Below are 22,415 nucleotides of genomic sequence, written 5' to 3' on the forward strand. Positions count from 1 at the left end.
GCTAGTGGTCCACGGCTGGGTGCGCGGGCAGGGTCCCGGTGCGGGCGAGCTCGGCGTACCAGTGGGCGCTCGACTTCGGCGTACGACGCTGCGTCGCGTAGTCGACGTGGACGAGCCCGAAGCGCTTGGCGTAGCCGAAGGCCCACTCGAAGTTGTCGTAGAACGACCACTGGAAGAACCCGCGGACGTCGACGCCCTCGTCGATCGCCCGGTGCACCGCACGCAGGTAGGAGTCGAGGAACGCGATCCGGTCGGGGTCGTGCACCTGTCCGTGCTCGTCGAGCCGGTCGTCGAAGGCCGCGCCGGTCTCGGTGAGGTAGATCGGCAGGTGTGGGTAGTCGTCGTGGAGGCGGCGCAGCAGCCGGTGGAGGCCGTCGGGCTGGATCTCCCACCCCATGGCGGTCAGCGGCAGCCCGCGGCTGGGGAAGGTGACGTGCTCGGAGCCGGGGAACGGCGACAGCGCGACCCGTGCGGGGTGGTCGGCGCCGACGCCGACGACGTCCGTGCGCGGGTGACCCGAGACCTCGTTGCCGTGGTAGTAGTTCACGCCCAGCACGTCGATCGGGGTCGAGATGACGTCGAGGTCACCGTCGCGCACCACGTCGAGCCAGGGCCGGCCCTGCCACGTCCGGTCGGCGGTGTCCTCGAGCACGTCGACGGGGTAGGCGCCGCGGAAGATCGGGTCGAGGAAGAACCGGTTGTGCATCCCGTCGATCCGGCGGGCGGCGTCGACGTCGACCGGGTCGCCTCCGTCGCTCGGGTCGGGCACCGTGAGGTTGAGGCTAAGCCCGAGCCGGTCGGCGCCGCGGCTGCGCAGCTCCTGCGTCGCGAGGCCGTGCGCGAGCAGCAGGTGGTGACCGGCGACGAGACCGGCGGCCCCCTCCTGGCGACCCGGCGCGTGGTGGCCCGCGGAGTAGCCGAGGAAGGCCGAGCACCACGGCTCGTTGAGGGTGGTCCACGTCGGCACCCGGTCACCGAGCGCCTCGTGCACCGAGACGGCGTACTCGACGAACCGGTCGACGGTGTCGCGGTTGGTCCAGCCGCCCGCGTCCTCGAGCACCTGCGGCAGGTCCCAGTGGTAGAGCGTCAGCCACGGCGCGATCCCGTGGCCGAGCAGCTCGTCGACGAGCCGGTCGTAGAACGCGAGCCCGGCGGCGTTGACCGGTCCGGCGTCGGGGCGCACGCGCGGCCACGCCACGGAGAAGCGGTACGACGTGGCGCCGAGGTCGGCGAGCAGGGCCACGTCGGACGGCATCCGGTGGTAGTGCTCGCAGGCCACGTCGCCGGTGTCGTCGTTGAGCACGGCACCGGGGATGCGGGAGAACGTGTCCCAGATCGACGGCGTACGTCCGTCCTCGGCGACGGCGCCCTCGATCTGGTAGGACGCGGTCGCCATCCCCCACACGAAGTCGTGCGCGAAGTGCGCTCGGGGCGTCGACTCGACGGTGGCGGCGGGCGTGGTGTGGGTGGTCATCCCTTGACGGCTCCTTGCATGATGCCGGACACGAGCTGGCGGCCGGCGACGACGAACAGGACGAGGAGCGGGATGGTGGCCAGGGTGGTCCCGGCAAGGACCAGGCTGAAGTCCTTGAAGTACCCGCTCTGCAGCTGGTTGAGCGCCACCTGGATGGTGGGGTTGTCGGGCGGCAGCGCGATGAGCGGCCAGAAGAAGTCGGTCCACACCTGCATGAAGGTGAACAGCCAGAGGATCGCCGCGGCGGGCCGCGCGGCCGGGACGGCGACGGTCAGGAACACGCGGATCTGCGAGCACCCGTCCATCCGAGCGGCCTCGATGAGCTCGTCGGGCACGGCGTCGACGAGGTACTGGCGCATGAAGAACACGCCGAACGCCGTCACGAGCCACGGGATGATCACCGAGAACGTGCTCCCCGCCCAGCCCAGCTTGGACATGAGGATGAAGAGCGGGACCACGCCGAGCTGGGTGGGCACCGCCATCGTGGCGATGACGAAGACCAGCAGCGGCGCGCGGCCACGGAACCTCAGCTTGGCGAAGGCGTAGCCGGCCAGCGTGCAGAAGAACACCACCGAGCAGGCCGTCACCGTCGAGACGAGGAGGCTGTTGCCCAGGGCCTTCCAGAACGGGATCGAGTCCATCGCGCGTTGGGCGTTGGCCATGAAGTGGCCACCCGGCAGGAGCGGCGGGATGCCCTGCGCCGCGACCTCCTTGGTCTGCGAGCCCAGCAGGAACGACCAGTAGAGGGGTGCGGCCGAGCCGAACGCGAAGGCGATCAGCAGGCCGTAGGCGAGGAATCCGGGGCGGCGGCTCATCGCTTCCCTCCGAGCGCGCCCACGCGACGCATGAGCAGGACGTTGAGGACGGCGAACACGCAGATCACCAGGAAGAGCAGCCACGCGGTGGCGGAGGCACGGCCGAGGTCGCGCAGCTGCCAGCCGAAGTCGTAGATCAGCATCGTGATCGTGCCGAACTGGCGGTCGCTGCCGCCGTTGCGCGCCATGGTGTCGTCGAAGAGCCGGGGCTCGGCGAAGATCTGCAGGCCACCGATGGTCGAGGTGACGATGACGAAGATCATCGTGGGGCGGATCATCGGCACCGTGATGGAGACGAGCTGACGGATCCGCCCGGCGCCGTCGATCGACGCCGACTCGTAGAGCTCGCGGGGGACCGCCTGCATCGCGGCGAGGAAGATCAGCGCGTTGTAGCCGGTCCAGCGCCAGTTGACCATCGTCGCGATCGCGACGTGGCTGGCCCACCGGTTGGTGTGCCAGGCGACCGGGTCGATGCCCACCATGCCGAGGACCTCGTTGACGAGGCCGTAGCGGTCGCCGTAGAGGCTGCCGAAGATGATCGCGACGGCGACCGGCGAGACCACGAACGGCAGCAGGACGCTCATCCGCCACGCCGTGCGTGCCCGGAGCTGGTTGTCGAGCAGTGCGGCGACGACGAGGGCGATGAGGATCTGGGGCACCGAGGAGATGAGGAAGATGCTGATCGTGTTGACCAGCTGCTTGGTGAAGTAGGGGTTGGCCAGCACCTCGCGGAAGTTGTCGAGGCCGACGAACTCGCCCTTGCCACCGAGCAGGCTCCAGTCGTGGACCGACACGTAGGCGGTGTAGGCCAGCGGGAACATGCCGACCACGAGGAACAGGACGAAGAACGGCGCGACGTAGAGGTAGGGCGAGAACCGGTGGTCCATCCGGCTCAGCCGCTGCCGCCACTGCGGGGCCTCGCGTCGGCCGGCTGGGGCGGCCGGCCGGGGCGGCGACACCTGCTCGGTGTCGCCACCCCGAGTGGGGAGGTGAGTGGTCACGTCGCGCCGTTCGGTCGTGGTGTGCCCGGGCCTGTCAGCCCAGTGCTTCGACGTCGGTCAGGAACTGGTCCCACGACTTCTGGGGGTCCTGGGATCCGTCGTCGACCCGCAGGAGTGCAGCCTGGAACGCCGACAGGATGTCGGAGTACTTCGGGCCCTTGAAGGGCTGCACCGTGATCGCGGCCGCGCGCTCGGCGGTGATCTCACCGATGGGCGCGTCGTTGAAGAACTCGTTCACCGCCTCGTTGACCTCCGGCGAGTCCTGCGCCTCCACCTGGCTGGGGAACGCACCCACCGCGGCGAACGCCTTGGCCTGCTGCTCGGGGGCGGTCAGCCAGGCGGCGACCTTCTTGGCCTCCTCGGGCTGGTCCCCCTGGGCGGGGACGGTCAGGAACGAGCCGCCCCAGTTGCCGCCGCCACCGGGGAAGACGTTCGCGATGTCCCAGCCGTCGATCCCCTCGGAGTTGCCCTCGATGATGCCCATCATCCAGCCGGGGCAGGCCATCGTGGCGAAGCCGTCGTCCTGGAACTGCGCGGTCCAGTCGTCGCTCCACTGGGGGATCTTGGACGAGAGCCCGCGCTCGACGTTGCCGGTGACGGTCTCGTAGACCGCCTTCAGCTCGGGGTTGTCGACGTCGACGGTCTCGTCGTCGGTCTCGAAGGGGTTCGCCACCTGGTTGAGCATCGCTTGGGCGAGGCCGCCGGAGGAGTCGTACCAGGCGGTGCCGGGCATCGCCTTGACGAACTTGTCCCCGGTGGCGAAGTAGTCGTCCCACGTGCCCATCAGCTCGGCGACCTCGTCGCGGTCGGTGGGCAGGCCGGCCTTCTTGAACAGGTCGGAGCGGTAGCAGATGCCCTCGGGGCCGACGTCGGTGCCGTAGCCGATCATCTGGCCGTCGGAGTTGGTGGCGGCGGCGGCCTTCCAGTCGAGCCAGCGGCCGTCGAGCTCCGGGTCGGTGAGGTCGACGAAGGCACCGCTCTCGGCCATGATCGCGGGCATCGCGTCACCCTCGATCGCCTCGATGTCGGAGAGGCCCGAGCCGGCGGCGAGCTTGGTGTAGAGGTTGGCCTTGGCGTCGTCCCACGTGCCGACCTTCACCTGCTTGATCTTGATGTCGTCGTTGGCGGCGTTCCACTCGTCGATGAGTCCCTCGTAGCCGAACTCGTTGAACGTCGCCACGGTGATCGTGGTGACGCCGTCTGCGGTCGCCCCGTCGTCGTCGCCGCCGCTGCACGCGGCCGCGGTCGTCGCGAGGGTGAGCGCCAACAACGCGCTCGAGGCGAGTCGGAATCGCCGGGTCTTCGATGTCTGCACCACTGCACTCCTGCCGTCCTGGGCCGCCGGACTAGCTGCCCGGCTGGAAGGTGGACGTGAGCGGCGTGAGAGCGCTTCCACTTCCGTCCGGCTGCAACTATGACGGCGGTCACATCCACCTGTCAACGGTCGCGGCACGTGGCGTCCCACAAATGTGGGAGCGCTTCCACAATTACCCCGCTCACGACCAGCGCAGCACCCCGTCGTCGAGGCGCGCGCGCCGGATCGTCCGCGCGTCGTGGAGGTAGTTCTGCTTGAGCGACCACGGGGCCTGCGTGCCCTGCCGGGGCAGCGTGTGGACCACCCGCTGCACGTAGCCGGCGTCGAAGTCCATCAGCGGCACCTCCTCGACGTCCGGGTCGCGCACCGGGACGACCGACCGGGTGCCGGTCGACCGCAACTGCTCGAGCAGCCGGACGACGTACTCCCCGACGAGGTCGGCCTTGAGCGTCCAGGAGGCGTTCGTGTAGCCGATGGTGAACGCGAAGTTGGGCACGCCCGAGAGCATCATCGCGCGGTAGGCCATGGTCCGGCTCGGCTCGACCGGATCGCCGTCCACACTGAGCTCGGCGCCGCCGAACACCTGCAGGTTGAGGCCGGTCGCGGTGACGACGACGTCGGCCTCGAGCCGCTCCCCCGACTCCAGCTCGAGGCCCGTCTCGGTGAAGGTGGCGATGCGGCCGGTGACCACGTCCGCCCGGCCGTCACTGATCGCGCGGAACAGGTCGCCGTCGGGCACCAGGCACATCCGCTGGTCCCACGGGTCGTAGCTCGGGTTGAAGTGGGTGTCGACGGCGTAGCCGGGCGGGAGCTGGGCGACGTTGGTCCTGCGGACGAGGCGGCGCACGAGGTCCGGGCGCTTCCGGCTCACGCGGTAGAGCGCGGACTGCAGCGCGATGTTCTTCCACCGCGTCGCGACGAAGGACCGCTCCTCGCCGACGAGCCGGGTCAGCCGCCCCTTCACCGCGTCCCTGGCCGGCACCGAGAGGACGTACGTCGGTGAGCGCTGCAGCATCGTGACGTGCGCGGCGCCGTCCGCGGCGAGGGCGGGCACGAGGGTGACGGCGGTCGCGCCGGAGCCGATGACGACGATGCGCTTCCCCGTGGCGTCGAAGTCGTCGGGCCAGTGCTGCGGGTGGACCACCTGGCCGCCGAAGCGTTCCTGGCCCTCGAAGTGCGGCGTGTAGCCCGCGTCGTAGTCGTAGTAGCCGCTGCACGCCCACAGGAAGTCGGCGGTCGTCGTGCGCCGCTCCCCGCCGACCTCGGAGGTCACCGTCCACCGCGCGGCGCTCGAGTCCCAGTCGGCCGCGACGACGCGGTGGCCGTAGCGGACGTGGCGGTCCACGCCGTACTCGCGCGCCGTGTCGCGGAGGTAGTCGAGGATCGAGGCGCCGTCGGCCAGGGCGGTGTCACCGCGCCAGGGCCGGAACCGGTAGCCCAGCGTGTGCATGTCGGAGTCGGAGCGCACGCCCGGGTAGCGGAACAGGTCCCACGTCCCGCCGCTGACCTCGCGCCGCTCCAGGACGGCGTACGACGTCGCGGGCAGGTCCTTGGCGAGGTGGGCCGCGGCGCCGATGCCCGACAGTCCGGCTCCGATGATCAGCACGTCGACGTGCTCGGCAGTCGTCACGCGACAAGCGTAACCGTGAGTTACGAGAGTCCTCAGGTCCGCGCGTACAGCTCCACGAACCGCGCCAGCAACCGCACCGGCTCGGTCACCATCGCCTCGCGGGCGGCGGTCTTGAGGTGCTCCTGCTCGTGCGGCTCGTAGTAGCCGTGGGCGCTGTAGGCGTCGATCCGGTCGCAGATCGCGACGGCGTCGAGCTCGGGGTGGAACTGGGTGGCGTAGACGTTGCGGCCGATCCGGAAGGCGTGGACCGGGCAGGTGTCGGTGGAGGCGAGCAGCACCGCACCGCCGGGCAGCCGCGCGACCGCCTCCTTGTGACCGAGGTATGCCGTGAACTCCACCGGCAGCGCGCCGAAGAGCGGGTCGTCCCGACCCGCGTCGGTGAGTCGCACGGGCAGCGCTCCGATGGGCTCGCCGAAGGTCCGGTCGACGACCCCGCCGGGCAGGATGCCGAGCACGCCGATGCCGTAGCAGGCGCCGAGGAACGGGACGTCGGCCGCGACCACCCGTGCCGCGAGGGTGCTGAGGTCGGCCTCGGCCCGGCGCTGGGCCGGCGACTTCGCGTCCTCGGGGTCGGACATGTTGTAGGGCCCACCGCCGAGGATGATCCCGGACCACTCATCGAGGTCGACCTCCCCCAGCGGGCCTGCCTCGAGGCGGACGCGCACCAGCTCGTCGGACCGCAGGCCGCAGCCGGCGAGCACGGCGTCGTACTCCTGCTGGGCGACGTCGTCCTCGGCGCGGGTGCCGAGGAAGAGGAAGGGCCTCACGCCTGCACCGCGGCCCCGCCTGCGATCAGTCCGTCGACGTCCTCGATGCCCCAGGCGGTGAGCGCCGCCCGGGTGTGCTCCCCCGGCAGCGCTGGCCCGCTGCTGATGGTGGACGCGGTCCGCGAGAAGCGCGGCGCGGGCGCCGGCTGGGTGACGCCGTCGCGCTCGACGAAGGTGCCACGCGCCGCGAGGTGCGGATGGGCGGGCGCCTCGGCGAGGGGTACGACGGGCGCGACACACGCGTCCGTGCCGTCGAAGACCTCGGCCCACTCGGCCTGCGTCCGCTCCTTGAACCGCCTGATCAGGGCGCCGCGGATGGTGGCGTGGTTGGCCGGGTCGTCGCGGTCGGGCAGCTCGACGCCGATGCGCTCGACGAGCGCAGCCCAGAACTGCGGCTCGAGCGCCCCGACGCTCACGTGCCGGCCGTCGGCGGTCTCGTAGACGTCGTACCAGGGGGTGCCGCCGTCGAGCAGCCCCGAGCGGCGCGTGCCGGTGTCGAGGCCGAGGGCAGCGAACGTCGAGGCCATCGCGTTGAGGTGGGCCGTGCCGTCCACGATCGCGGCGTCGACGACCTGTCCCCGACCGCTCGTGCGCGCCTCGAGGAGCGCGGCGAGGATGCCGATGACGAGGTAGGTCGAGCCGCCGCCGAAGTCGCCGAGCAGGTTGCCCGGGAAGTGCGGCCGGTCGCGGTCCTGGCCGAGGCCGTGGAGCGCGCCGGTGATCCCGATGTAGTTCATGTCGTGGCCCGCGGCCTGGCTCCACGGCCCGTCCTGGCCCCAGCCCGTCATCCGGCCGATGACCAGCCGTTCGTTGCGGGCGTGGCAGGCGTCCGGGCCGAGCCCGAGCCGCTCCATCGCGCCCGGGCGCATCCCCTCGACGAGCACGTCGGCCCGCTCGACGAGGTCGAGCACGGCCTCGATCGCCTCCGGCCGCTTCAGGTCGAGCGCGACGCTCGGCCGGCCGCGGTTGAGCACGTCGGCCCGCCCGCTGGCGAACATCCCGCCGCCCGGCCGGTCGATCCGCACCACGTCGGCACCGAGGTCGGCCAGCAGCATGCACGCGTGCGGCCCGGGCCCGATGCCCGCCACCTCGACCACCCGCACGCCCCGCAGCGGCCCGGTCCCCTGCCCCAGCTCGTACGTCATGCGCCGATCATGACACCGCCGCTGTCAGGGTCGGCGTTCCAGTGATCCCCGGCTGACCGGGGACCACTGAAGTTGTCAGGCTTTGCACGGGCCGACAACGTACGGAATCCCCGGTCGACCGGGGATCGCTGGCGACGAGCGGCCGAGTGATCTTCGACCTAGATCCTTGCAACTCGTTGCATAGGTCGGGCACCATGGCCCGCATGGCCCTCGAGCACGCCCTCCTCGTCGCGCTCAGCGAGCGCCCGGCGAGCGGGCTCGAGCTGACCCGGCGGTTCGAGAAGTCGCTGGGGTTCTTCTGGCACGCCACCCACCAGCAGATCTACCGCGTGCTGGCGCGGATGGAGGCCGACGGATGGGTGGGCGTCGAGGTCGTCGAGCAGGAGGGCCGGCCCGACAAGCGGGTCCACACGCCGTCGACCGAGGGGCGACGGGTGCTGGCCGAGTGGCTGGCCACGCCGATGCCGATGGAGACGTTCCGTAGCGAGCTGGCGGTCAAGCTGCGCGGGGCGTCGTACGGCGACCGCGCCGCGCTGGCCGCCAACCTCCTGGACGCCCGGGCCGACCACGCCACCCGGCTCGCGCACTACGAGGGGCTCGAGCGCGAGCAGTTCCCCGACCCGACCGCCCTCGACGGGGCCGGGCTCGACCAGTGGCTGGTGCTGCGCGGCGGCATCCGCCTCGAACGCTTCTGGATCGACTGGATCACCGACTACCTGCACGCCCACGCGAAGGACTGACATGACGCACCCCCTCTACCCCCACCTGCTCGAGCCGATCACCCTCGGCGACGGGCCGGACGCGCTGACGCTCCGCAACCGCGTCGTCATGGGCTCGATGCACACCGGGCTCGAGGACCACCCGTGGGACATCGACAAGCTCGCGGCGTTCTTCGAGGAGCGGGCGCGCGGGGGTGTCGGCCTGATCATCACCGGCGGCTACGCGCCGACCAAGCGTGGCTGGCTCAAGCCGTTCGCCTCCGAGATGACCAACCGCCTCCACGCGAAGCGGCACGAGCGGATCACCGGCGCCGTCCACGACGCGGGCGGCGCGATCGCTCTGCAGGTCCTGCACGCCGGCCGCTACGGCTACCACCCGCTGTCGCAGAGCGCGTCGGACAAGAAGTCGCCGATCACGCCGTTCAAGCCGAGCGCCATGTCGACCAAGGAGGTCGACCACACCGCGACCGCCTTCGCCAGGAGCGTCGCGCTCGCGAAGAAGGCCGGCTACGACGCCGTCGAGATCATGGGCTCCGAGGGCTACCTCATCAACCAGTTCCTCGCCGCCCGCACCAACGACCGCGACGACCAGTGGGGCGGGTCGGCCGCGCGCCGCATGCACTTCCCCGTCGAGGTCGTACGACGAACGCGTGAGCTGGTCGGCGACGACTTCCCGATCGTCTATCGGATCTCCCTGCTCGACCTGGTCGAGGGCGGCCAGACCTGGGAGGAGACCGCCGAGCTCGCCCTGCACCTGCAGGCCGCCGGTGTCACCGTCTTCAACACCGGCATCGGCTGGCACGAGGCGCGCGTCCCGACGATCATCACGCAGGTGCCGCGCGGCGCCTGGCGCTCGTACACGGCGCGTCTCAAGGAGGTCGTCGACGTCCCGGTCTGCGCGTCCAACCGGATCAACACCCCCGAGCTCGCCGAGGACATCCTGGCCGCCGGCGAGGCCGACCTGGTCTCGATGGCGCGACCGCTGCTGGCCGACGCGGCCTTCGTCGCGAAGGCGATGGACGAGCGCGCCGACGAGATCAACACCTGCATCGCCTGCAACCAGGCCTGCCTCGACCACGTCTTCAGCAACGAGCGCGCCTCCTGCCTGGTCAACCCGCGCGCCTGCCACGAGACCGAGCTCGTCCTCATGCCCACTCTCCGCAAGCAGACCGTCGCGGTGGTCGGCGCCGGCCCGGCCGGCCTCGCCGCCGCCACGTCGGCGGCCGAGCGCGGCTTCGCCGTGACCCTCTTCGAGAAGTCGCCCGAGCTCGGCGGCCAGTTCCGCTTGGCCATGGCGGTCCCCGGCAAGGAGGACTTCGCCGACACCCTGCGCTACTTCACCCGACGCCTCGAGGTCCTCGGGGTCGACGTACGCCGCTCGACGGAGGCCGCCGCCGACGACCTCGCCGGCTTCGACCAGGTGATCGTCTCGACCGGCGTCACCCCGCGACTCCCGGAGATCGCCGGCATCGACCACCCGAGCGTGGCGTCGTACGCCGACGTGCTGAGCGGCGCGGTCGTCCCGGGCAAGCGGGTCGCGGTGATCGGCGCGGGTGGCATCGGCGTCGACGTGAGCGTCTTCCTCACGCACGAGGAGGAGGACCTCGACGACTGGATGGCCCACTGGGGCGTCGGCGACCCGTCGCTGACCGCGGGCGGGCTCACCGAGGCCAAGCCGCGCACGCCCGCGCGCGAGGTCACCCTGGTGCAGCGCAAGACCACCCCGATCGGCATCGGGCTCGGCAAGACGTCCGGCTGGGCGCACCGCGCGGTGCTCAAGCAGTCGCGGGTGACCCTGGTCAGCGGGGCGGCGTACGACCGCATCGACGACGCGGGCCTCCACGTCACCGTCGACGGCGCCACGCGCGTGATCGAGGCCGACACGATCGTCGTGTGCGCCGGCCAGGACTCCGTGCGCGACCTCTACGACGGACTCGGGCGCGAGGCGCACCTCATCGGTGGCGCCGACGTCGCCGCCGAGCTCGACGCCAAGCGGGCGATCAAGCAAGGGACCGAGGTCGTCGCGGGGCTGTGAGGCCTCCGGCCCGGGCGGCGCCGCACCCGCTCCGAGCGATACGTTGGGAGCGTCGCGGCCCCCTCCCGCGACGATGGACGTGAGGAACACCGTGCCGGCTCAGCAGCCCCCGTGGGCAGAGTCCTACGCCCCGGGCGTGCCCCTGCACCTCGACTACGGCGACACCACGGTGCTCGACCTGTGGGACGACGCAGTGCGCCACCACGGCGATCGCCCCGCGGTCGACTTCCTGGGCCGGGTGTCGAGGTACGCCGAGGTCGACGAGGAGGTACGCCGCGTGGCGGGCGGCCTGCACGCGCTCGGCGTACGTCCCGGCGACAACGTCGCACTGGTGATGCCGAACTGCCCGCAGAACGTCATCGCCTTCTTCGCGGTGCTGCGCCTCGGCGCCGCCGTCGTCGAGCACAACCCGCTCTACACCGCGGCGGAGCTGCGTCGCCCGTTCGTCGACCACGCCGCCCGGGTCGCGATCGTGTGGGACAAGGTCGTGCCGGTCGTCGAGGAGCTCGTCGCCGGCTCGGCCCTCGAGCACGTCGTCGCCGTCGACATGACCACCCGGCTCCCGTGGCGCAAGCGGCTGGCGCTGCGCCTGCCGATCGCGAAGGCGCGCACGGCCCGGGAACAGCTGACGGCACCGGCGCCCCAGGTCATGCAGTGGGCCGACCTGGCCTCCGCCGCTCCGCTGGACGACTCGCACCCGCGACCGCACCGCGACGACGTCGCGCTCCTGCTCTACACCTCCGGCACGACCGGCGTGCCGAAGGGCGTGCCGCTGCTGCACCGCAACCTCGTCGCCAACGTGATGCAGGGTCGCGCCTGGGTGCCGGGGCTGAAGGAGGGCGAGGAGTCCTTCCTGGTGGCGCTGCCGCTGTTCCATGCCTACGGCGTGACGGTGAGCGTGCTGCTCGGCGTGGCCCTCGCCGCCAAGCTGGTGCTGCTGCCCAAGCCCGAGATCGGCCTGATCATGGACGCCGTCGCCCGCGAGGTGCCGAGCTTCGTGCCGGCGGTGCCGCCGCTCTACCAGCGCATCGTCGACGAGTCGCAGCGCCGCAACGTCTCGATCAAGGGCATCCGCTACGGCCTGTCGGGGGCGATGCCCCTGCCCGCTGCGCTCGTCGAGCGCTGGGAGGCCGTCACGGGCGGGCTGCTCGTGGAGGGCTACGGCCTCACCGAGACGTCGCCGGTGATCGTCGGCAACCCGATGACCGGCGCGCGCCGCCCGGGTGCGATCGGGGTGCCGTTCCCCGACGTGGAGATCCGGATCGCGAACCAGGACGACCTCGACAGCGCAGTGCCGCAGGGCGAGCGCGGCGAGCTGCTGGTGCGGGGTCCGCAGGTCTTCGCGGGGTATCGCGGCCTGCCGGACGAGACGGCGGCCGCGTTCCACGACGGGTGGTTCCGCACGGGCGACGTGGTGACCATGTCGCCCGACGGGTTCCTGACGATCGTGGACCGGATCAAGGAGGTCATCATCACCGGCGGGTTCAACGTCTACCCCTCCGAGGTGGAGGCCGTCCTCCGCACGCACGCCGGGGTGGTGGACGTGGCGGTCGTCGGCCTGCCGCACGAGGACGGTGGCGAGGAGGTCGTCGCCGCCGTCGTGCTCGTGGAGGGCGTACCCGTGCAGCCGGACGAGCTCCGGGCGCACACACGGCAGGACCTCACGCCCTACAAGGTGCCGCGCCGGGTGGTGTTCGTCGAGGAGCTGCCGACCAACCCGATGGGCAAGGTCCTGCGGCGCGAGGTCGTCGCCCTGCTGCAGGATCCGCGCGACTGACGTTCCCCGGCCCACACGTGGCTGGGAGGATCGGCGGGTGAACCGTCGCGCCCTCGTCCGCCGCCCCAGCCCCCGCCTCGCCGAAGGCCTGCTGACCCACCTCGACCGTGTCCCGGTCGACGTCGACCTCGCTCAGCGCCAGTGGGAGGCGTACGTCGCCGCGCTGCAGGCCGAGGGCTGGGAGACGATCGAGGTCCCGCCGGCACCGGACTGCCCCGACTCGGTCTTCGTCGAGGACACGGTGGTGATGTACGACGACCTGGCCGTCCTCACCCATCCCGGCGCCGACGAGCGCAAGGCCGAGGTCGCCGGCACCGAGCAGACGCTGCGCGAGCTGGGCTTCCGGATCGCCCGCATCGAGTCGCCCGGCACGCTCGACGGCGGTGACGTCCTCAAGCACGACGGCACGGTCTGGGTCGGTCTCGGCGGGCGCACCAACCAGGCCGGCATCGACCAGCTCGCCGCGTACCTCGCACCGCTCGGCGCCTCCGTGGTCGCCGTACCCCTGACCAAGGCGCTGCACCTGAAGTCGGCGGTCACCGCGCTGCCCGACGGCACCGTCGTGGGGTGGGAGGAGGTCGTCGACGACCCGTCCGTGTGGGACTCCTTCCTCGGCGTCCCGGAGGAGCCTGGGTCGCACGTCGTGCTGCTCGACGAGGCGACCGTGCTGATGTCGTCGGCGGCGCCCCGGACGCGCGCCCTGTACGAGGAGCGCGGGCTGCGGGTGGTCGCCGTCGACGTCACCGAGTACGAGAAGCTCGAGGGCTGCGTCACCTGCCTGTCCGTGCGCCTGCGCGGCTGACGCCCTCCCGGTCCGGACCGGCGGACCGTGCCCTTGCCAGCGCCTCGTGGCGCGGAGGACTCTGGCCGGAGACACGGACCGAGGAAGCGGGACACGGATGGGCGAGCCGTCGCTGGAGCTGACGCCGCAGACGGCCGCGCTCGCCGGCGCCGCCGACGCCCTGGACTCGGCGGGCCTCGAGCACTGGTTCTTCGGCGGGTGGGCCGTGGACCTGTGGGTCGGTCGCCTCACCCGCGCGCACGACGACATCGACGTCCTCGTCCAGCGCGTTGACGAGGCCGCGGTCGACGCAGCGCTCACCGTCGCCGGCTGGGTCCACACGCCTCGCGACGACGACCTGGTCGGCACCGAGTATGCCGGGGACGGGTACGCCCTACAGCTGACGTTCGTCGAGACCGACGACCAGGGCCGGGTCGTCGTGCCGGTGCCGGGACAGCCGATCGTGGTGTCCGCCGGACCGCTCGACCACGCCCGTCGCCCGCTCGGCCACCTCCGGGTCCGCGTCCTGACGCTGGAGAAGATGATCGAGGGCAAGGGTGTCCCGCGGCCCGACGATGCGGGCGGCGAGAAGGACCGGGCGGACCTCGCCGCGCTCCGCGCCGTCGTCGCGACGAGGTGAGCCGGGACGCTCACCGAGCACGTACGGGCCACGACCGCCTGGCACCGACGGGCCGGGTCGTCAGACCCGGCCCGTCGGGCAACCCCTGCCGATGTGGTCGGACCACTGTTCACGGATCACGGTCGCCGCGCAGGTCGAGCCTGCGGAGCTCGTCCGCCCCAGGGGTGGGGCGAGGGCTCGAGGCTAGCCCGCGACCATGGCGGCGCGCACCCGACTTGTGCGGCACGGACCCGTCCCCGTGCCCCTACGCCCGAGACACGGCGTGCTGGCCCACGGCCGCCAGGTCCTCCTCGCGGGTACGCATCGTGCCGCGGCCGGTCAGGATCCTCTGGCGAAGGCTGTCGGTGATGTAGTGCCGCCAGGCGTCGTGGCAGACGTCGAAGCACTGGTCGCCCGCCGCGATGCCCTCGTGCGTGAACGTCACCCGCGTCCGGCCGTCGTCGGCGGTGATGTCGAAGCGGGCCGTCGTCCCGATCCACTCGCCCTTGTCGGCGATGAATCCGAGGTGTCCGTCGGTGAACTCCCACACGACGCGCTCGCCGGGGACGAGCTCGGCGGTGCGCTGCTTGGAGTAGTGGAGGTCCGGCACCAGGTAGAACCAGTCGGCTCCCAGTCGGTCGGTGTCGCCGACGATGTTGGTCGCGCCCCACCAGGAGCGGACGTCGATGATGGCCTCATAGGCCTCCTGCGGCGTCGCGTCGACGGTGAAGGTGTGGGTCAGGTCGTTCATGTCGATCCTTTCGTGTGGGGGCGGAGGGTCCGCCGGAGGATTCAGTCCTTGCGCTCGTTCTGAAGGGCCTCGGCGAGGCGCTTGATCCGTCGGAGCCGGCCGTCCCAGGCCGTGCTCACGGCGTCGAGCTGCGCCAGCGCGCGGGCGAGCTCCTCCTCGTCGATCCGGTAGTGCCGCTCCCGCCCGGCCGTCTGCCCGTGCACGAGCCCCGCCCTGTCGAGCACGGCCAGGTGCTTCGCGACCGCTTGTCGGCTGACCGGGAGCCGCTCGCTCAACGACGTCGAGGTGGCGGACCCAGCCGCGAGCAGCAGGTCGATCATCCGGCGCCGAGTGGGGTCGCCGATCGCGGACCACAGCGCGTCATCGACGAGTTGCGTCATGGCCGGACGTCCAGGGCCGCGGCGTGCGTGACGAGGCGCGGCAGGAAGTAGTCCCACCCGCGGACGTGGTCCTCGTAGGTCGCCTGCTCCACGGCGGCTGCCCAGCCGCGCTCACGGAAGCCGGTCTCCCGGAAGCGCACGAGCGTGCCCGTGCCTCGAGGGACGAGCTCGAAGGTGACGAGCAGCGAGTTGCCCTCCACCGCCTCCTCCCCGGCCGGGTGTGTCCAGCGGAAGGAGAAGCGGGTGGGAGGCTGCATCTCCACGACGGTGAACGCCTCGACCTTCCCGCCGTCGGCGTCGGCGAACAGGATCTCGCCCTCCGACCCGACGACGGCCTCGTAGCGCGCGTCGTCGGACCACCACTGCTTCACGTGGGCCGGGTCGCTCACCACCTCGAAGACGACAGCGGGGGTCGCCTCGACGTACAGCTCCCGCTCGATGGTCCCCAGCTCCATGACAGCCTCCCGCAACTCTTGGTTGCTCATCACCGTACGCGGGCCGCCGCCCACGCGCAACCATCAATTGCGCGACTGGCCGCGAGCGCGAGGCTGGTGGACCTGCTTGCCCGACGTACAGTCCCGGCATGCCCTCCCGCACCTGGCCGACCGGCGCGGCCGTGCTCTCCGCCACCGGCCTCCGGTCCCGTGCCAGGGCCCGCGACGACGCCCGTGACCTCTCCCGCCCCGACGGCCCGCCGACGCCTGTGACGATGTTCGGCGAGCTCGCGGCGCCGCTCGACGCGGCCCGCCTGGTCGCGGCCCTCCCCCGGCTGGCGGCGGCGCCCCGCGGCGACGGCCACCTCGTGGTCGACATCCCCGGCTGGAAGGCCCCCGAGCTCACGGGTGCGCCGCTGCGCGCCTACCTCAACCGGCTCGGGTACGACGCCCGCGGCTGGGGCTTCGGCACCAACACCGGCGACCCGCGCCGCGACGTCGAGCGGCTGTCGAGGCGTGTGCTCGAGCTGGTCGACGAGAAGGGCGAGCCCGCCTCGCTGGTCGGGTGGAGCCTCGGCGGCGTCATCGCCCGGGAGGTGGCGCGACGCCACCCGGACGCCGTACGACGTGTCATCACCTACGGCACGCCAGTGGCCGGCGGGTCCCGCCACACGAGCGTCGCCCGCTCCTCGAACGCCGGGGCCGACGCCCACGCCGACCGCGTCGCCCGCCGGCTCGACGCGTCCTCCCCGATCCGGGTGCCGCTCACGGTGCTGTTCTCCCGCCGCGACGGCGTCGTGTCGTGGCAGGCGTGCATCGACCGCGCGACGCCGTCGGCCGAGCACGTCGAGGTGTCGTCGACGCACCTCGGGATGGGGTTCGACCCGGACGTGTGGACGGTCGTGGCCGACCGCCTCGCCCGCCCGACCTGACTCGCGTCAGGGCACGAGCAGTCAGGGCACGAGCACGAGCTTTCCACCGGGGTGCTGGCCCATCAGCAGCTCGGTCGCGGCGAGGGCGTCGGCCAGCGGGAACGAGCGGGCCACGGGCACGACGAGCTCGCCCGCTCCCGCACGACGGACCAGCTCGGCCCGTACGGATGCGCGGAACTCACGGCTGGCGGGCCGCGCACCCGCGATGGCCAGGAAGCCCTCGTCCCGCGCCCGGTCCGCGGCCGCGATCGTGACGATGCGACCGCGGTCGGCGACCAGGGACAGCGACACCGCGACTGCCTCCTCGGTGCCCACGCAGTCGAGCGCCGCGGCGACGCCCTCCGGTGCGGCGGCGCGGACGCGCTCCTCGAGTCCGTCCCCGTAGGCGACCGGCTCGCCACCGAAGCGGCGTACGACGTCGTGGTTGGCCGGGCCGGCCGTGCCGATCACCCGTGCGCCGATCCACGCGGCCTGCTGCAGCACGCTGACGCCGACGGCACCGGACGCACCGTGCACCACGATCGTGTCGCCGCGGGCGACGCCGACCACGTGCAGCATCTCGGCGGCGGTCGTGCCGGCGAGCAGCAGGTTGGCGGCCTCGCCGAACGACAGCGACGGCGGCTTGGCGAAGACGTCCTGCGCCGGCACGGTCACCTCGGTCGCCCAGCCGCCACTGATGCGGAAGGCGAGGACCTCGTCACCCACCGCCACCGGTCCCGAGCCGATCTCGGCCCCCGGTCCGACCGCGGTGACGACCCCGGCGACCTCGTAGCCGATCGCCCTCGGGAAGTCGCCGGCGCCGGTCGCCACGTGCTTGGCGTCCGCGGGGTTCATCCCGGCGGCGCGGACGGAGATCGTGACCTCGCCCGCCTGCGGGGCGGGGACGTCGTGCTCCTCGAGCACGAAGACGTCGAGGCCGCCAGGACGGGTCGCGATCCACCGATGTGCCATCGCCCGAACCTAGCCGGGACCCCGTGACCGCCCGGGAACCGGACCGGCTCGGACCTACTCCTGAGCGAGCGGCGGGACGGTGACGACCTGGCCGGCGTAGCTCAGCCCGGCACCGAACGCGATCAGGAGCGCGGTGTCGCCGGCCGCCGCCTCGCCCTTGCGCAGCATCGCCTCCATGGCGAGCGGCACCGACGCGGCCGAGGTGTTGCCCGAGTCGACCACGTCGGTGGCGATGGCGACGGAGTCGGGGAGCTGGATGTTCTTGGCGAGGGTCTGGGTGATCCGCAGGTTGGCTTGGTGCGGGATGAAGGCGTCGAGCTCGTCGACGGAGACGCCGGCCAGGTCGAGCGCCTCGTGCGCGACCTTCGCCATCGCGAACGGCGCCCAGCGGAAGACGGCGGTGCCCTCCATCTGGACCACCGGGTGGTCGGCCCCCTCGCGCCCGGAGTGGCCGCCGATGCAGCTCGGCGTCTGGGTGATGACGTGGGCCTGCGAGCCGTCGGAGCCCCAGGCCGTGGGACCGATCCCGGCTGCCTCGGACGGACCCACCACGACCGCACCCGCGCCGTCGGCGAAGATGAACGCGGTGCCCCGGTCGGTCGGGTCCATGAAGCGGCTCAGCTGCTCGACCCCGATGACCAGCACGTGGCTCTCGGCGCCCGCGCGCACCATCGACGCGGCCAGGTTGAGCGCGTGGCAGAAGCCTGCACACCCGGCGGAGATGTCGAACGCTGCCGCCGTGATACCGAGCGCGGAGGCGACCTGCGGGGCCGAGGCGGGGGTGTGCTCCGGGTGGGTCGACGTCGCGACGATGACGCAGCCGATCTGCTCGGCACCCACACCGGCGGCCTGCAGCGCCTTCTCGGCCGCCGAGATCGACATGCCGATGAGGGTCTCGTCCTCGGCGGCGAAGCGCCGGGTCTTGATGCCCGACCGGGTCTGGATCCACTCGTCGGAGGAGTCCAGGACCTCGCAGACCTCGTCGTTGGTCACGACCCGCGCGGGACGGTGGACACCGAGCCCCAGCATCGCGGCGTGGGTGAGGTCGGTCGACTGCTGGATGGTCATGGGGCGAGCATAAGCAGGCCTGCGACGAGCGTCACAGGTCGCTGGTGGGCTGGGTCTCCGGGACGGGCGAGTCGGGCACCTCGCCCGGGTCGATCGGGTCGAGGCCCGGGTCGCCGGAGGGCACGATCTCGGGGTCGGAATCGGGTTCGACTGGTGTGGTGGTCATCCTCCAGTCCTACGCCGACCACCCGGACGTGGCAACGCCTTCCCACCCTGAGTGATGGGAGTGCGCCCGTACGTTGGCCGCGTGCCCGCCACCCCGTCGCGCGCCGCCCTGCTCGGCGCGCTGGTCCTCCTGCTGCGGCCCACCTACATCGCTGCCGAGGTCGTCACGGCCGCCGCCACGACGGGCGGCTACAGCTTCGTCGCCGACTCGGTCAGCCGGCTCGGCGAGGTCGGGTGCACGGCGTCGTACTGCTCACCGCGGCACGAGGTGATGAACGGCGCCTTCATGGTCTACGGCGTCGCGCTGGCCGTCGGCGCGCTGCTGCTCGCGAGGCAGCTCGGGCCCTGGGTGACCGGGCTGCTCGTGGTGTCGGGACTGAGCTCGTACGCCACGGGGCTGGCGCCACTCGACCAGGACGCCGCGCTGCACGCCCTCGCCGCGACGCCGCTGTTCGTCGCCCAGCCGCTGGCGCTGCTGCTGCTCGGGCGTCAGGTGCGCCGGGAGCGGCCGCGGCTGGGCAACGCGCTGCTGGCCACCGGGGTGCTCACGGCTACGGCAGCGGTGGGGTTCGTGGTCTCCGGCGACGGGCGGGCGGCCGGAGCGATCGAGCGGGCCGCGCTGTGGCCGGTACTCCTCGGCCTGGCGGCGTACGCCTGGGACGCCGGCCTGCGCCGGCGCCCGCGAGGCTCGGCCGCTCAGTAGCGCTTGCCGCCGCGGCGCTCCTGCACCTTCTGCACGGCCTGCTTGATCTTGGCCTGGTTGTGAGGCTTGCGCGCCTCGTCGTAGACCTTCTTGGCGATGCCGAAGGCCGCGATCTTCTTTGCCATACCCATGTCCGGACCGTACCCAGCAGCGGCAAGGTGATCCGTGGCAATCCGTGAGCCGGATCACTCCGAACACAGAGGGAGCCGCCGGTCCCGGCGGACATGTCGACGAAGGGTCCCAGACCGATGCGCTTCCCCTCTCTCCGCCGCCCCTCCCCCTCCATGGCCGTCTCCGTGATGGCGCTCGTCGTGGCGTCCACCGGGACGTCGTACGCGACGGGGCTGATCGGCTCCGACGACATCCGCAACAACTCGATCCAGTCCAAGGACATCAAGAACAAGACGATCCAGGGCAAGGACATCAAGAACGACACGATCGGGGCCCGTCAGGTCAAGGACGGATCGCTCCGCTCCCGCGACTTCAAGGAGGGCCAGCTGCCCGCCGGCCCGAAGGGCGCCCAGGGCCCCGCCGGGGTCGGTCGTTGGGCGCTCGTCGACGCGACCGGCGCCATCGTCGCGCAGTCCGGCGGCTTCTCCGTGACCGCCGCCTACCCGACCCTCGCGGCGGCAGGCCCCGACACCGCCGGGCTCCGTGCCAACGGCAACGTCTACATCGACGCCGGTGAGAACCTCACCAACAACGGCGTCCTGGCCGTCGTCGCCCTGCAGAACACCGTGGACCAGAACGGCGACGGCGTCACCAACGGCCGCGCGACGGGTGCGGACGCCAACCCGGAGTTCGCCGGCGAGATCTCGGCGGCGATGTGCCAGCCCGGCGTGGTCAACTGCGCGCCCCCCGGCACCGGCAACACGAACCACCTCGTGGTCAGCCCGCGCAACAGCGACGGCACCGTCACCGCCGACGGCACCCGCAAGCGGTTCTACGTCGTCGTGACCGGGGACTCCTCCGAACGCGGCTGACCCGCCCACCCGGGCCGGCGCGGTAGACATGCCTCATGCGCCTGCTCGAGCACCTTCTGGTCCTCGCAGCCGACCTGGTGCGGGCCGCAGCCTCCCAGCGGCCCCACCAGGTCTTCGTGCCCGCACCGCTCGCAGCTGCCCCACGTGACCTCCCCACCGGACTCGTCCAGCCGGACCGCACCACGTGCGGCTCGGCGTGCCTGGTCGTGGCGCAGATGCTGGGCGACCGCGACTACGCCCGGTGGTTGGACACCGGCGAGGCCGCCGGCCGCACGCGTGACCCGCGGCCGCGCCGGCGCCGCTTCGCCGACGAGGTGCTCGCCACGCACGTGCGCACCAACCGCTGGTACGGCGCCTCCGGTGCGCTGCAGGTCGCGTGGCCGCGGTCCCTCGGCACGGCCCCCTGGGCGCTCGCCCACGAGCTCACCGTCACCGGCGGGACGTCCGCCCCGGGCACCCGCCAGCGGGTGCTCGCCGTCTCGCCGCGACGCCGCGGTGAGGCGTACGACGACGTGGTGCGCGCCGTCGCGCTGGGCCACGCCGTGCCGCTCTACGTCGGCAACCGGACGCTGCCGCGCCACGTCGTCCTGGTCGTCGGCGGGGACGACGCGACGTTGACGGCGTACGACCCCGCGAGCGGAGGTCCGGTGACGATCACGCGCGACGCCTTCGACCGCGGCGCCCTGCGCGTCGCGGGCTGGTCGGAGCCGTGGTTCGCGGTCCTGCCGGCCTGACGTGGGGCAGACTGACCGCGTGACCACGAAGATCTCCGTCGCGGGCCTCGGCTACGTCGGCCTGTCCATGGCCGTGCTGCTCGCCCGGCACAACACCGTCGTCGGCCTCGACCTCGACGCCCCGCGGATCGACAAGCTGCGTCAGGGCGAGAGCCCGATCCACGACGACGACATCTCGCGCTTCCTGGCCGAGGAGGAGCTGGACGTCACCTTCACGACCGATGCGGAGGAGGCCCACACCGGCGCCGACTTCGTGATCATCGCGACGCCGACCAACTACGACCCGGTCACCAACTACTTCGACACCAGCTCGATCGAGGCCGTCATGCGCGACGTGCACCGCATCGAGCCCGGCGCCACCATGGTCGTGAAGTCGACCGTGCCGGTGGGCTACATCGAGGACGTGCGCGAGCGGCTGGGGATCGCGGACGTGATCTTCTCCCCCGAGTTCCTGCGCGAGGGGCGAGCGCTGCACGACAACCTCCACCCCGCGCGGATCGTGGTCGGCGAGGACTCCGAGCGGGCGCGCGCGTTCGCCGAGCTGCTCGTCAAGGGCGCCGACGCCGACGACGTCCCCGTGCTCTTCACCGAGCCCACCGAGGCCGAGGCGATCAAGCTCTTCGCCAACACCTACCTCGCGATGCGGGTCGCCTTCTTCAACGAGCTCGACTCCTTCGCCCTCTCCCGCGGCCTCGACAGCCGGCAGATCATCGACGGCGTCGGCCTCGACCCGCGGATCGGCACCCACTACAACAACCCGTCCTTCGGCTACGGCGGCTACTGCCTGCCCAAGGACACCAAGCAGCTGCTGGCCAACTACTCCGACGTCCCGCAGACGTTGATCTCCGCGATCGTCGACGCCAACACGACGCGCAAGGACTTCATCGCCTTCGACATCCTCGACCGCGCCCCGGAGGTCGTGGGCATCCACCGGCTGATCATGAAGGCCGGGTCGGACAACTTCCGCGAGTCGTCGGTGCAGGGGATCATGAAGCGGCTCAAGGGCAAGGGCGTCGAGGTCGTCGTCTACGAGCCCGAGCTCGCCGTCGACTCGTGGTTCGGCTCCGAGGTCACCGCCGACCTCGCCGCCTTCAAGGAGCGCGCGGACGTCATCGTCGCCAACCGGATGGTCGACGAGCTCCGAGACGTGGCCGACAAGGTCTACACGCGCGACCTCTTCGGCGCTGACTGACCGGGCACTTCCTCGCGCACCAGACCACTGACCGGGCACTTCCT

The 22,415-nt window shown here is 72.0% G+C and carries 24 protein-coding genes; 10 read left to right on the plus strand and 14 right to left on the minus strand.

Features of this window, described 5'->3' with window-relative positions:
* Window position 1: 1 nt before the first annotated feature.
* From AC1DP1_RS04130 to AC1DP1_RS04160, 7 genes are all read right to left on the minus strand, one after another.
* A complete protein-coding gene (locus tag AC1DP1_RS04130; RefSeq protein ID WP_477505763.1) occupies window positions 2-1,474 on the minus strand; it encodes a GH1 family beta-glucosidase in 1,473 nt (490 codons plus the stop codon).
* On the minus strand, window positions 1,471-2,289 hold the full coding sequence (locus tag AC1DP1_RS04135) for a carbohydrate ABC transporter permease (RefSeq protein ID WP_477505764.1): 819 nt from the start codon (window positions 2,287-2,289) through the stop codon (window positions 1,471-1,473). The genes AC1DP1_RS04130 and AC1DP1_RS04135 overlap by 4 nt, the downstream gene beginning before the upstream one ends.
* Window positions 2,286-3,290, minus strand: a complete 1,005-nt coding sequence (locus AC1DP1_RS04140; RefSeq protein WP_477505765.1) for a carbohydrate ABC transporter permease — start codon at window positions 3,288-3,290, stop codon at window positions 2,286-2,288. Before AC1DP1_RS04140 ends, AC1DP1_RS04135 begins: the two co-directional genes overlap by 4 nt.
* Window positions 3,291-3,324: 34 nt before the next feature.
* The gene (locus AC1DP1_RS04145; RefSeq protein WP_477505766.1) at window positions 3,325-4,605 is read right to left on the minus strand and encodes an ABC transporter substrate-binding protein; all 1,281 of its coding nucleotides are present in this window, start codon (window positions 4,603-4,605) and stop codon (window positions 3,325-3,327) included.
* 181 nt (window positions 4,606-4,786) lie between these two features.
* On the minus strand, window positions 4,787-6,235 hold the full coding sequence (locus AC1DP1_RS04150) for a flavin-containing monooxygenase (protein ID WP_477505767.1): 1,449 nt from the start codon (window positions 6,233-6,235) through the stop codon (window positions 4,787-4,789).
* Between the two features lie 32 nt (window positions 6,236-6,267).
* Window positions 6,268-7,002: a glutamine amidotransferase gene (locus AC1DP1_RS04155; protein WP_477505768.1), complete on the minus strand. Its 735-nt coding sequence runs from the start codon at window positions 7,000-7,002 to the stop codon at window positions 6,268-6,270.
* Window positions 6,999-8,147 (minus strand): CaiB/BaiF CoA transferase family protein, encoded by a 1,149-nt coding sequence (locus AC1DP1_RS04160; RefSeq protein WP_477505769.1) that lies wholly within the window; start codon window positions 8,145-8,147, stop codon window positions 6,999-7,001. The genes AC1DP1_RS04155 and AC1DP1_RS04160 overlap by 4 nt, the downstream gene beginning before the upstream one ends.
* 203 nt (window positions 8,148-8,350) lie before the next feature.
* Here AC1DP1_RS04160 and AC1DP1_RS04165 point away from each other — a divergent pair, with 203 nt between their 5' ends.
* The 5 genes from AC1DP1_RS04165 to AC1DP1_RS04185 all read left to right on the plus strand — a co-directional run bounded on the left by AC1DP1_RS04165 (window position 8,351) and on the right by AC1DP1_RS04185 (window position 14,099).
* Entirely contained in the window at window positions 8,351-8,887 is a 537-nt protein-coding gene (locus AC1DP1_RS04165; protein WP_477505770.1) for a PadR family transcriptional regulator, read from the plus strand.
* A 1-nt stretch (window position 8,888) separates the two neighbouring features.
* Complete coding sequence (locus AC1DP1_RS04170) at window positions 8,889-10,901, plus strand: oxidoreductase (RefSeq protein ID WP_477505771.1); 2,013 nt, start codon at window positions 8,889-8,891, stop codon at window positions 10,899-10,901.
* A gap of 79 nt (window positions 10,902-10,980) precedes the next feature.
* Complete coding sequence (locus AC1DP1_RS04175) at window positions 10,981-12,678, plus strand: long-chain-fatty-acid--CoA ligase (protein ID WP_477505772.1); 1,698 nt, start codon at window positions 10,981-10,983, stop codon at window positions 12,676-12,678.
* 37 nt (window positions 12,679-12,715) lie between these two features.
* Window positions 12,716-13,480, plus strand: a complete 765-nt coding sequence (ddaH, locus tag AC1DP1_RS04180; RefSeq protein ID WP_477505773.1) for a dimethylargininase — start codon at window positions 12,716-12,718, stop codon at window positions 13,478-13,480.
* Window positions 13,481-13,577: 97 nt separating this feature from the next.
* The gene (locus AC1DP1_RS04185; protein WP_477505774.1) at window positions 13,578-14,099 is read left to right on the plus strand and encodes a nucleotidyltransferase domain-containing protein; all 522 of its coding nucleotides are present in this window, start codon (window positions 13,578-13,580) and stop codon (window positions 14,097-14,099) included.
* A 244-nt stretch (window positions 14,100-14,343) separates the two neighbouring features.
* Here AC1DP1_RS04185 and AC1DP1_RS04190 read toward each other — a convergent pair whose 3' ends face one another.
* The 3 genes from AC1DP1_RS04190 to AC1DP1_RS04200 are packed head-to-tail and all read right to left on the minus strand — an operon-like array spanning window position 14,344 to window position 15,664.
* Window positions 14,344-14,829 carry an SRPBCC family protein gene (locus tag AC1DP1_RS04190; protein ID WP_457187907.1) on the minus strand — a complete coding sequence of 162 codons (486 nt, stop codon included), beginning with the start codon at window positions 14,827-14,829 and terminating at the stop codon, window positions 14,344-14,346.
* Between the two features lie 41 nt (window positions 14,830-14,870).
* Entirely contained in the window at window positions 14,871-15,209 is a 339-nt protein-coding gene (locus tag AC1DP1_RS04195) for an ArsR/SmtB family transcription factor (RefSeq protein ID WP_477505775.1), read from the minus strand.
* Window positions 15,206-15,664, minus strand: coding sequence for an SRPBCC domain-containing protein (locus AC1DP1_RS04200; protein ID WP_477505776.1), 459 nt, complete (start codon window positions 15,662-15,664; stop codon window positions 15,206-15,208). The genes AC1DP1_RS04195 and AC1DP1_RS04200 overlap by 4 nt, the downstream gene beginning before the upstream one ends.
* A 128-nt stretch (window positions 15,665-15,792) precedes the next feature.
* On the opposite strand from AC1DP1_RS04200, the gene AC1DP1_RS04205 reads away from it, so the two are divergent.
* Complete coding sequence (locus AC1DP1_RS04205; protein ID WP_477505777.1) at window positions 15,793-16,575, plus strand: alpha/beta fold hydrolase; 783 nt, start codon at window positions 15,793-15,795, stop codon at window positions 16,573-16,575.
* 21 nt (window positions 16,576-16,596) lie between these two features.
* Here AC1DP1_RS04205 and AC1DP1_RS04210 read toward each other — a convergent pair whose 3' ends face one another.
* The 3 genes from AC1DP1_RS04210 to AC1DP1_RS04220 are packed head-to-tail and all read right to left on the minus strand — an operon-like array spanning window position 16,597 to window position 18,760.
* Complete coding sequence (locus AC1DP1_RS04210; protein ID WP_477505778.1) at window positions 16,597-17,526, minus strand: NADP-dependent oxidoreductase; 930 nt, start codon at window positions 17,524-17,526, stop codon at window positions 16,597-16,599.
* A gap of 54 nt (window positions 17,527-17,580) precedes the next feature.
* The gene (locus AC1DP1_RS04215) at window positions 17,581-18,594 is read right to left on the minus strand and encodes a beta-ketoacyl-ACP synthase III (protein WP_477505779.1); all 1,014 of its coding nucleotides are present in this window, start codon (window positions 18,592-18,594) and stop codon (window positions 17,581-17,583) included.
* Between the two features lie 31 nt (window positions 18,595-18,625).
* Window positions 18,626-18,760: a hypothetical protein gene (locus tag AC1DP1_RS04220; protein ID WP_477505780.1), complete on the minus strand. Its 135-nt coding sequence runs from the start codon at window positions 18,758-18,760 to the stop codon at window positions 18,626-18,628.
* An 81-nt stretch (window positions 18,761-18,841) separates the two neighbouring features.
* On the opposite strand from AC1DP1_RS04220, the gene AC1DP1_RS04225 reads away from it, so the two are divergent.
* Complete coding sequence (locus AC1DP1_RS04225; protein ID WP_477505781.1) at window positions 18,842-19,462, plus strand: DUF998 domain-containing protein; 621 nt, start codon at window positions 18,842-18,844, stop codon at window positions 19,460-19,462.
* On the opposite strand, the gene AC1DP1_RS04230 is transcribed toward AC1DP1_RS04225, so the two are convergent.
* The gene (locus tag AC1DP1_RS04230; RefSeq protein WP_191193652.1) at window positions 19,456-19,593 is read right to left on the minus strand and encodes a hypothetical protein; all 138 of its coding nucleotides are present in this window, start codon (window positions 19,591-19,593) and stop codon (window positions 19,456-19,458) included. The genes AC1DP1_RS04225 and AC1DP1_RS04230 overlap by 7 nt on opposite strands.
* Before the next feature lie 117 nt (window positions 19,594-19,710).
* Between AC1DP1_RS04230 and AC1DP1_RS04235 the strand changes: the two genes are divergently transcribed.
* The 3 genes from AC1DP1_RS04235 to AC1DP1_RS04245 all read left to right on the plus strand — a co-directional run bounded on the left by AC1DP1_RS04235 (window position 19,711) and on the right by AC1DP1_RS04245 (window position 22,371).
* Window positions 19,711-20,445, plus strand: a complete 735-nt coding sequence (locus AC1DP1_RS04235) for a hypothetical protein (RefSeq protein ID WP_457187949.1) — start codon at window positions 19,711-19,713, stop codon at window positions 20,443-20,445.
* A gap of 35 nt (window positions 20,446-20,480) precedes the next feature.
* The gene (locus tag AC1DP1_RS04240) at window positions 20,481-21,179 is read left to right on the plus strand and encodes a hypothetical protein (RefSeq protein WP_477505782.1); all 699 of its coding nucleotides are present in this window, start codon (window positions 20,481-20,483) and stop codon (window positions 21,177-21,179) included.
* 61 nt (window positions 21,180-21,240) lie between these two features.
* Window positions 21,241-22,371 carry a nucleotide sugar dehydrogenase gene (locus AC1DP1_RS04245; protein WP_477505959.1) on the plus strand — a complete coding sequence of 377 codons (1,131 nt, stop codon included), beginning with the start codon at window positions 21,241-21,243 and terminating at the stop codon, window positions 22,369-22,371.
* Window positions 22,372-22,415: the final 44 nt, after the last annotated feature.

It is taken from the genome of Nocardioides sp. P4_G10 (genome assembly GCF_056401175.1).

Excerpts from the sequence above, each read along its gene's own strand:
- AC1DP1_RS04130 (WP_477505763.1), bottom strand. The coding sequence starts at position 1,474 with ATGACCACCCACACCACGCCCGCCGCCACCGTCGAGTCGACGCCCCGA.
- AC1DP1_RS04135 (WP_477505764.1), bottom strand. The coding sequence starts at position 2,289 with ATGAGCCGCCGCCCCGGATTCCTCGCCTACGGCCTGCTGATCGCCTTC.
- AC1DP1_RS04160 (WP_477505769.1), bottom strand. The coding sequence starts at position 8,147 with ATGACGTACGAGCTGGGGCAGGGGACCGGGCCGCTGCGGGGCGTGCGG.
- AC1DP1_RS04165 (WP_477505770.1), top strand. The coding sequence starts at position 8,351 with ATGGCCCTCGAGCACGCCCTCCTCGTCGCGCTCAGCGAGCGCCCGGCG.
- AC1DP1_RS04170 (WP_477505771.1), top strand. The coding sequence starts at position 8,889 with ATGACGCACCCCCTCTACCCCCACCTGCTCGAGCCGATCACCCTCGGC.
- AC1DP1_RS04185 (WP_477505774.1), top strand. The coding sequence starts at position 13,578 with ATGGGCGAGCCGTCGCTGGAGCTGACGCCGCAGACGGCCGCGCTCGCC.
- AC1DP1_RS04190 (WP_457187907.1), bottom strand. The coding sequence starts at position 14,829 with ATGAACGACCTGACCCACACCTTCACCGTCGACGCGACGCCGCAGGAG.
- AC1DP1_RS04195 (WP_477505775.1), bottom strand. The coding sequence starts at position 15,209 with ATGACGCAACTCGTCGATGACGCGCTGTGGTCCGCGATCGGCGACCCC.
- AC1DP1_RS04200 (WP_477505776.1), bottom strand. The coding sequence starts at position 15,664 with ATGGAGCTGGGGACCATCGAGCGGGAGCTGTACGTCGAGGCGACCCCC.
- AC1DP1_RS04205 (WP_477505777.1), top strand. The coding sequence starts at position 15,793 with ATGCCCTCCCGCACCTGGCCGACCGGCGCGGCCGTGCTCTCCGCCACC.
- AC1DP1_RS04210 (WP_477505778.1), bottom strand. The coding sequence starts at position 17,526 with ATGGCACATCGGTGGATCGCGACCCGTCCTGGCGGCCTCGACGTCTTC.
- AC1DP1_RS04215 (WP_477505779.1), bottom strand. The coding sequence starts at position 18,594 with ATGACCATCCAGCAGTCGACCGACCTCACCCACGCCGCGATGCTGGGG.
- AC1DP1_RS04220 (WP_477505780.1), bottom strand. The coding sequence starts at position 18,760 with ATGACCACCACACCAGTCGAACCCGATTCCGACCCCGAGATCGTGCCC.
- AC1DP1_RS04230 (WP_191193652.1), bottom strand. The coding sequence starts at position 19,593 with ATGGGTATGGCAAAGAAGATCGCGGCCTTCGGCATCGCCAAGAAGGTC.
- AC1DP1_RS04235 (WP_457187949.1), top strand. The coding sequence starts at position 19,711 with ATGCGCTTCCCCTCTCTCCGCCGCCCCTCCCCCTCCATGGCCGTCTCC.
- AC1DP1_RS04240 (WP_477505782.1), top strand. The coding sequence starts at position 20,481 with ATGCGCCTGCTCGAGCACCTTCTGGTCCTCGCAGCCGACCTGGTGCGG.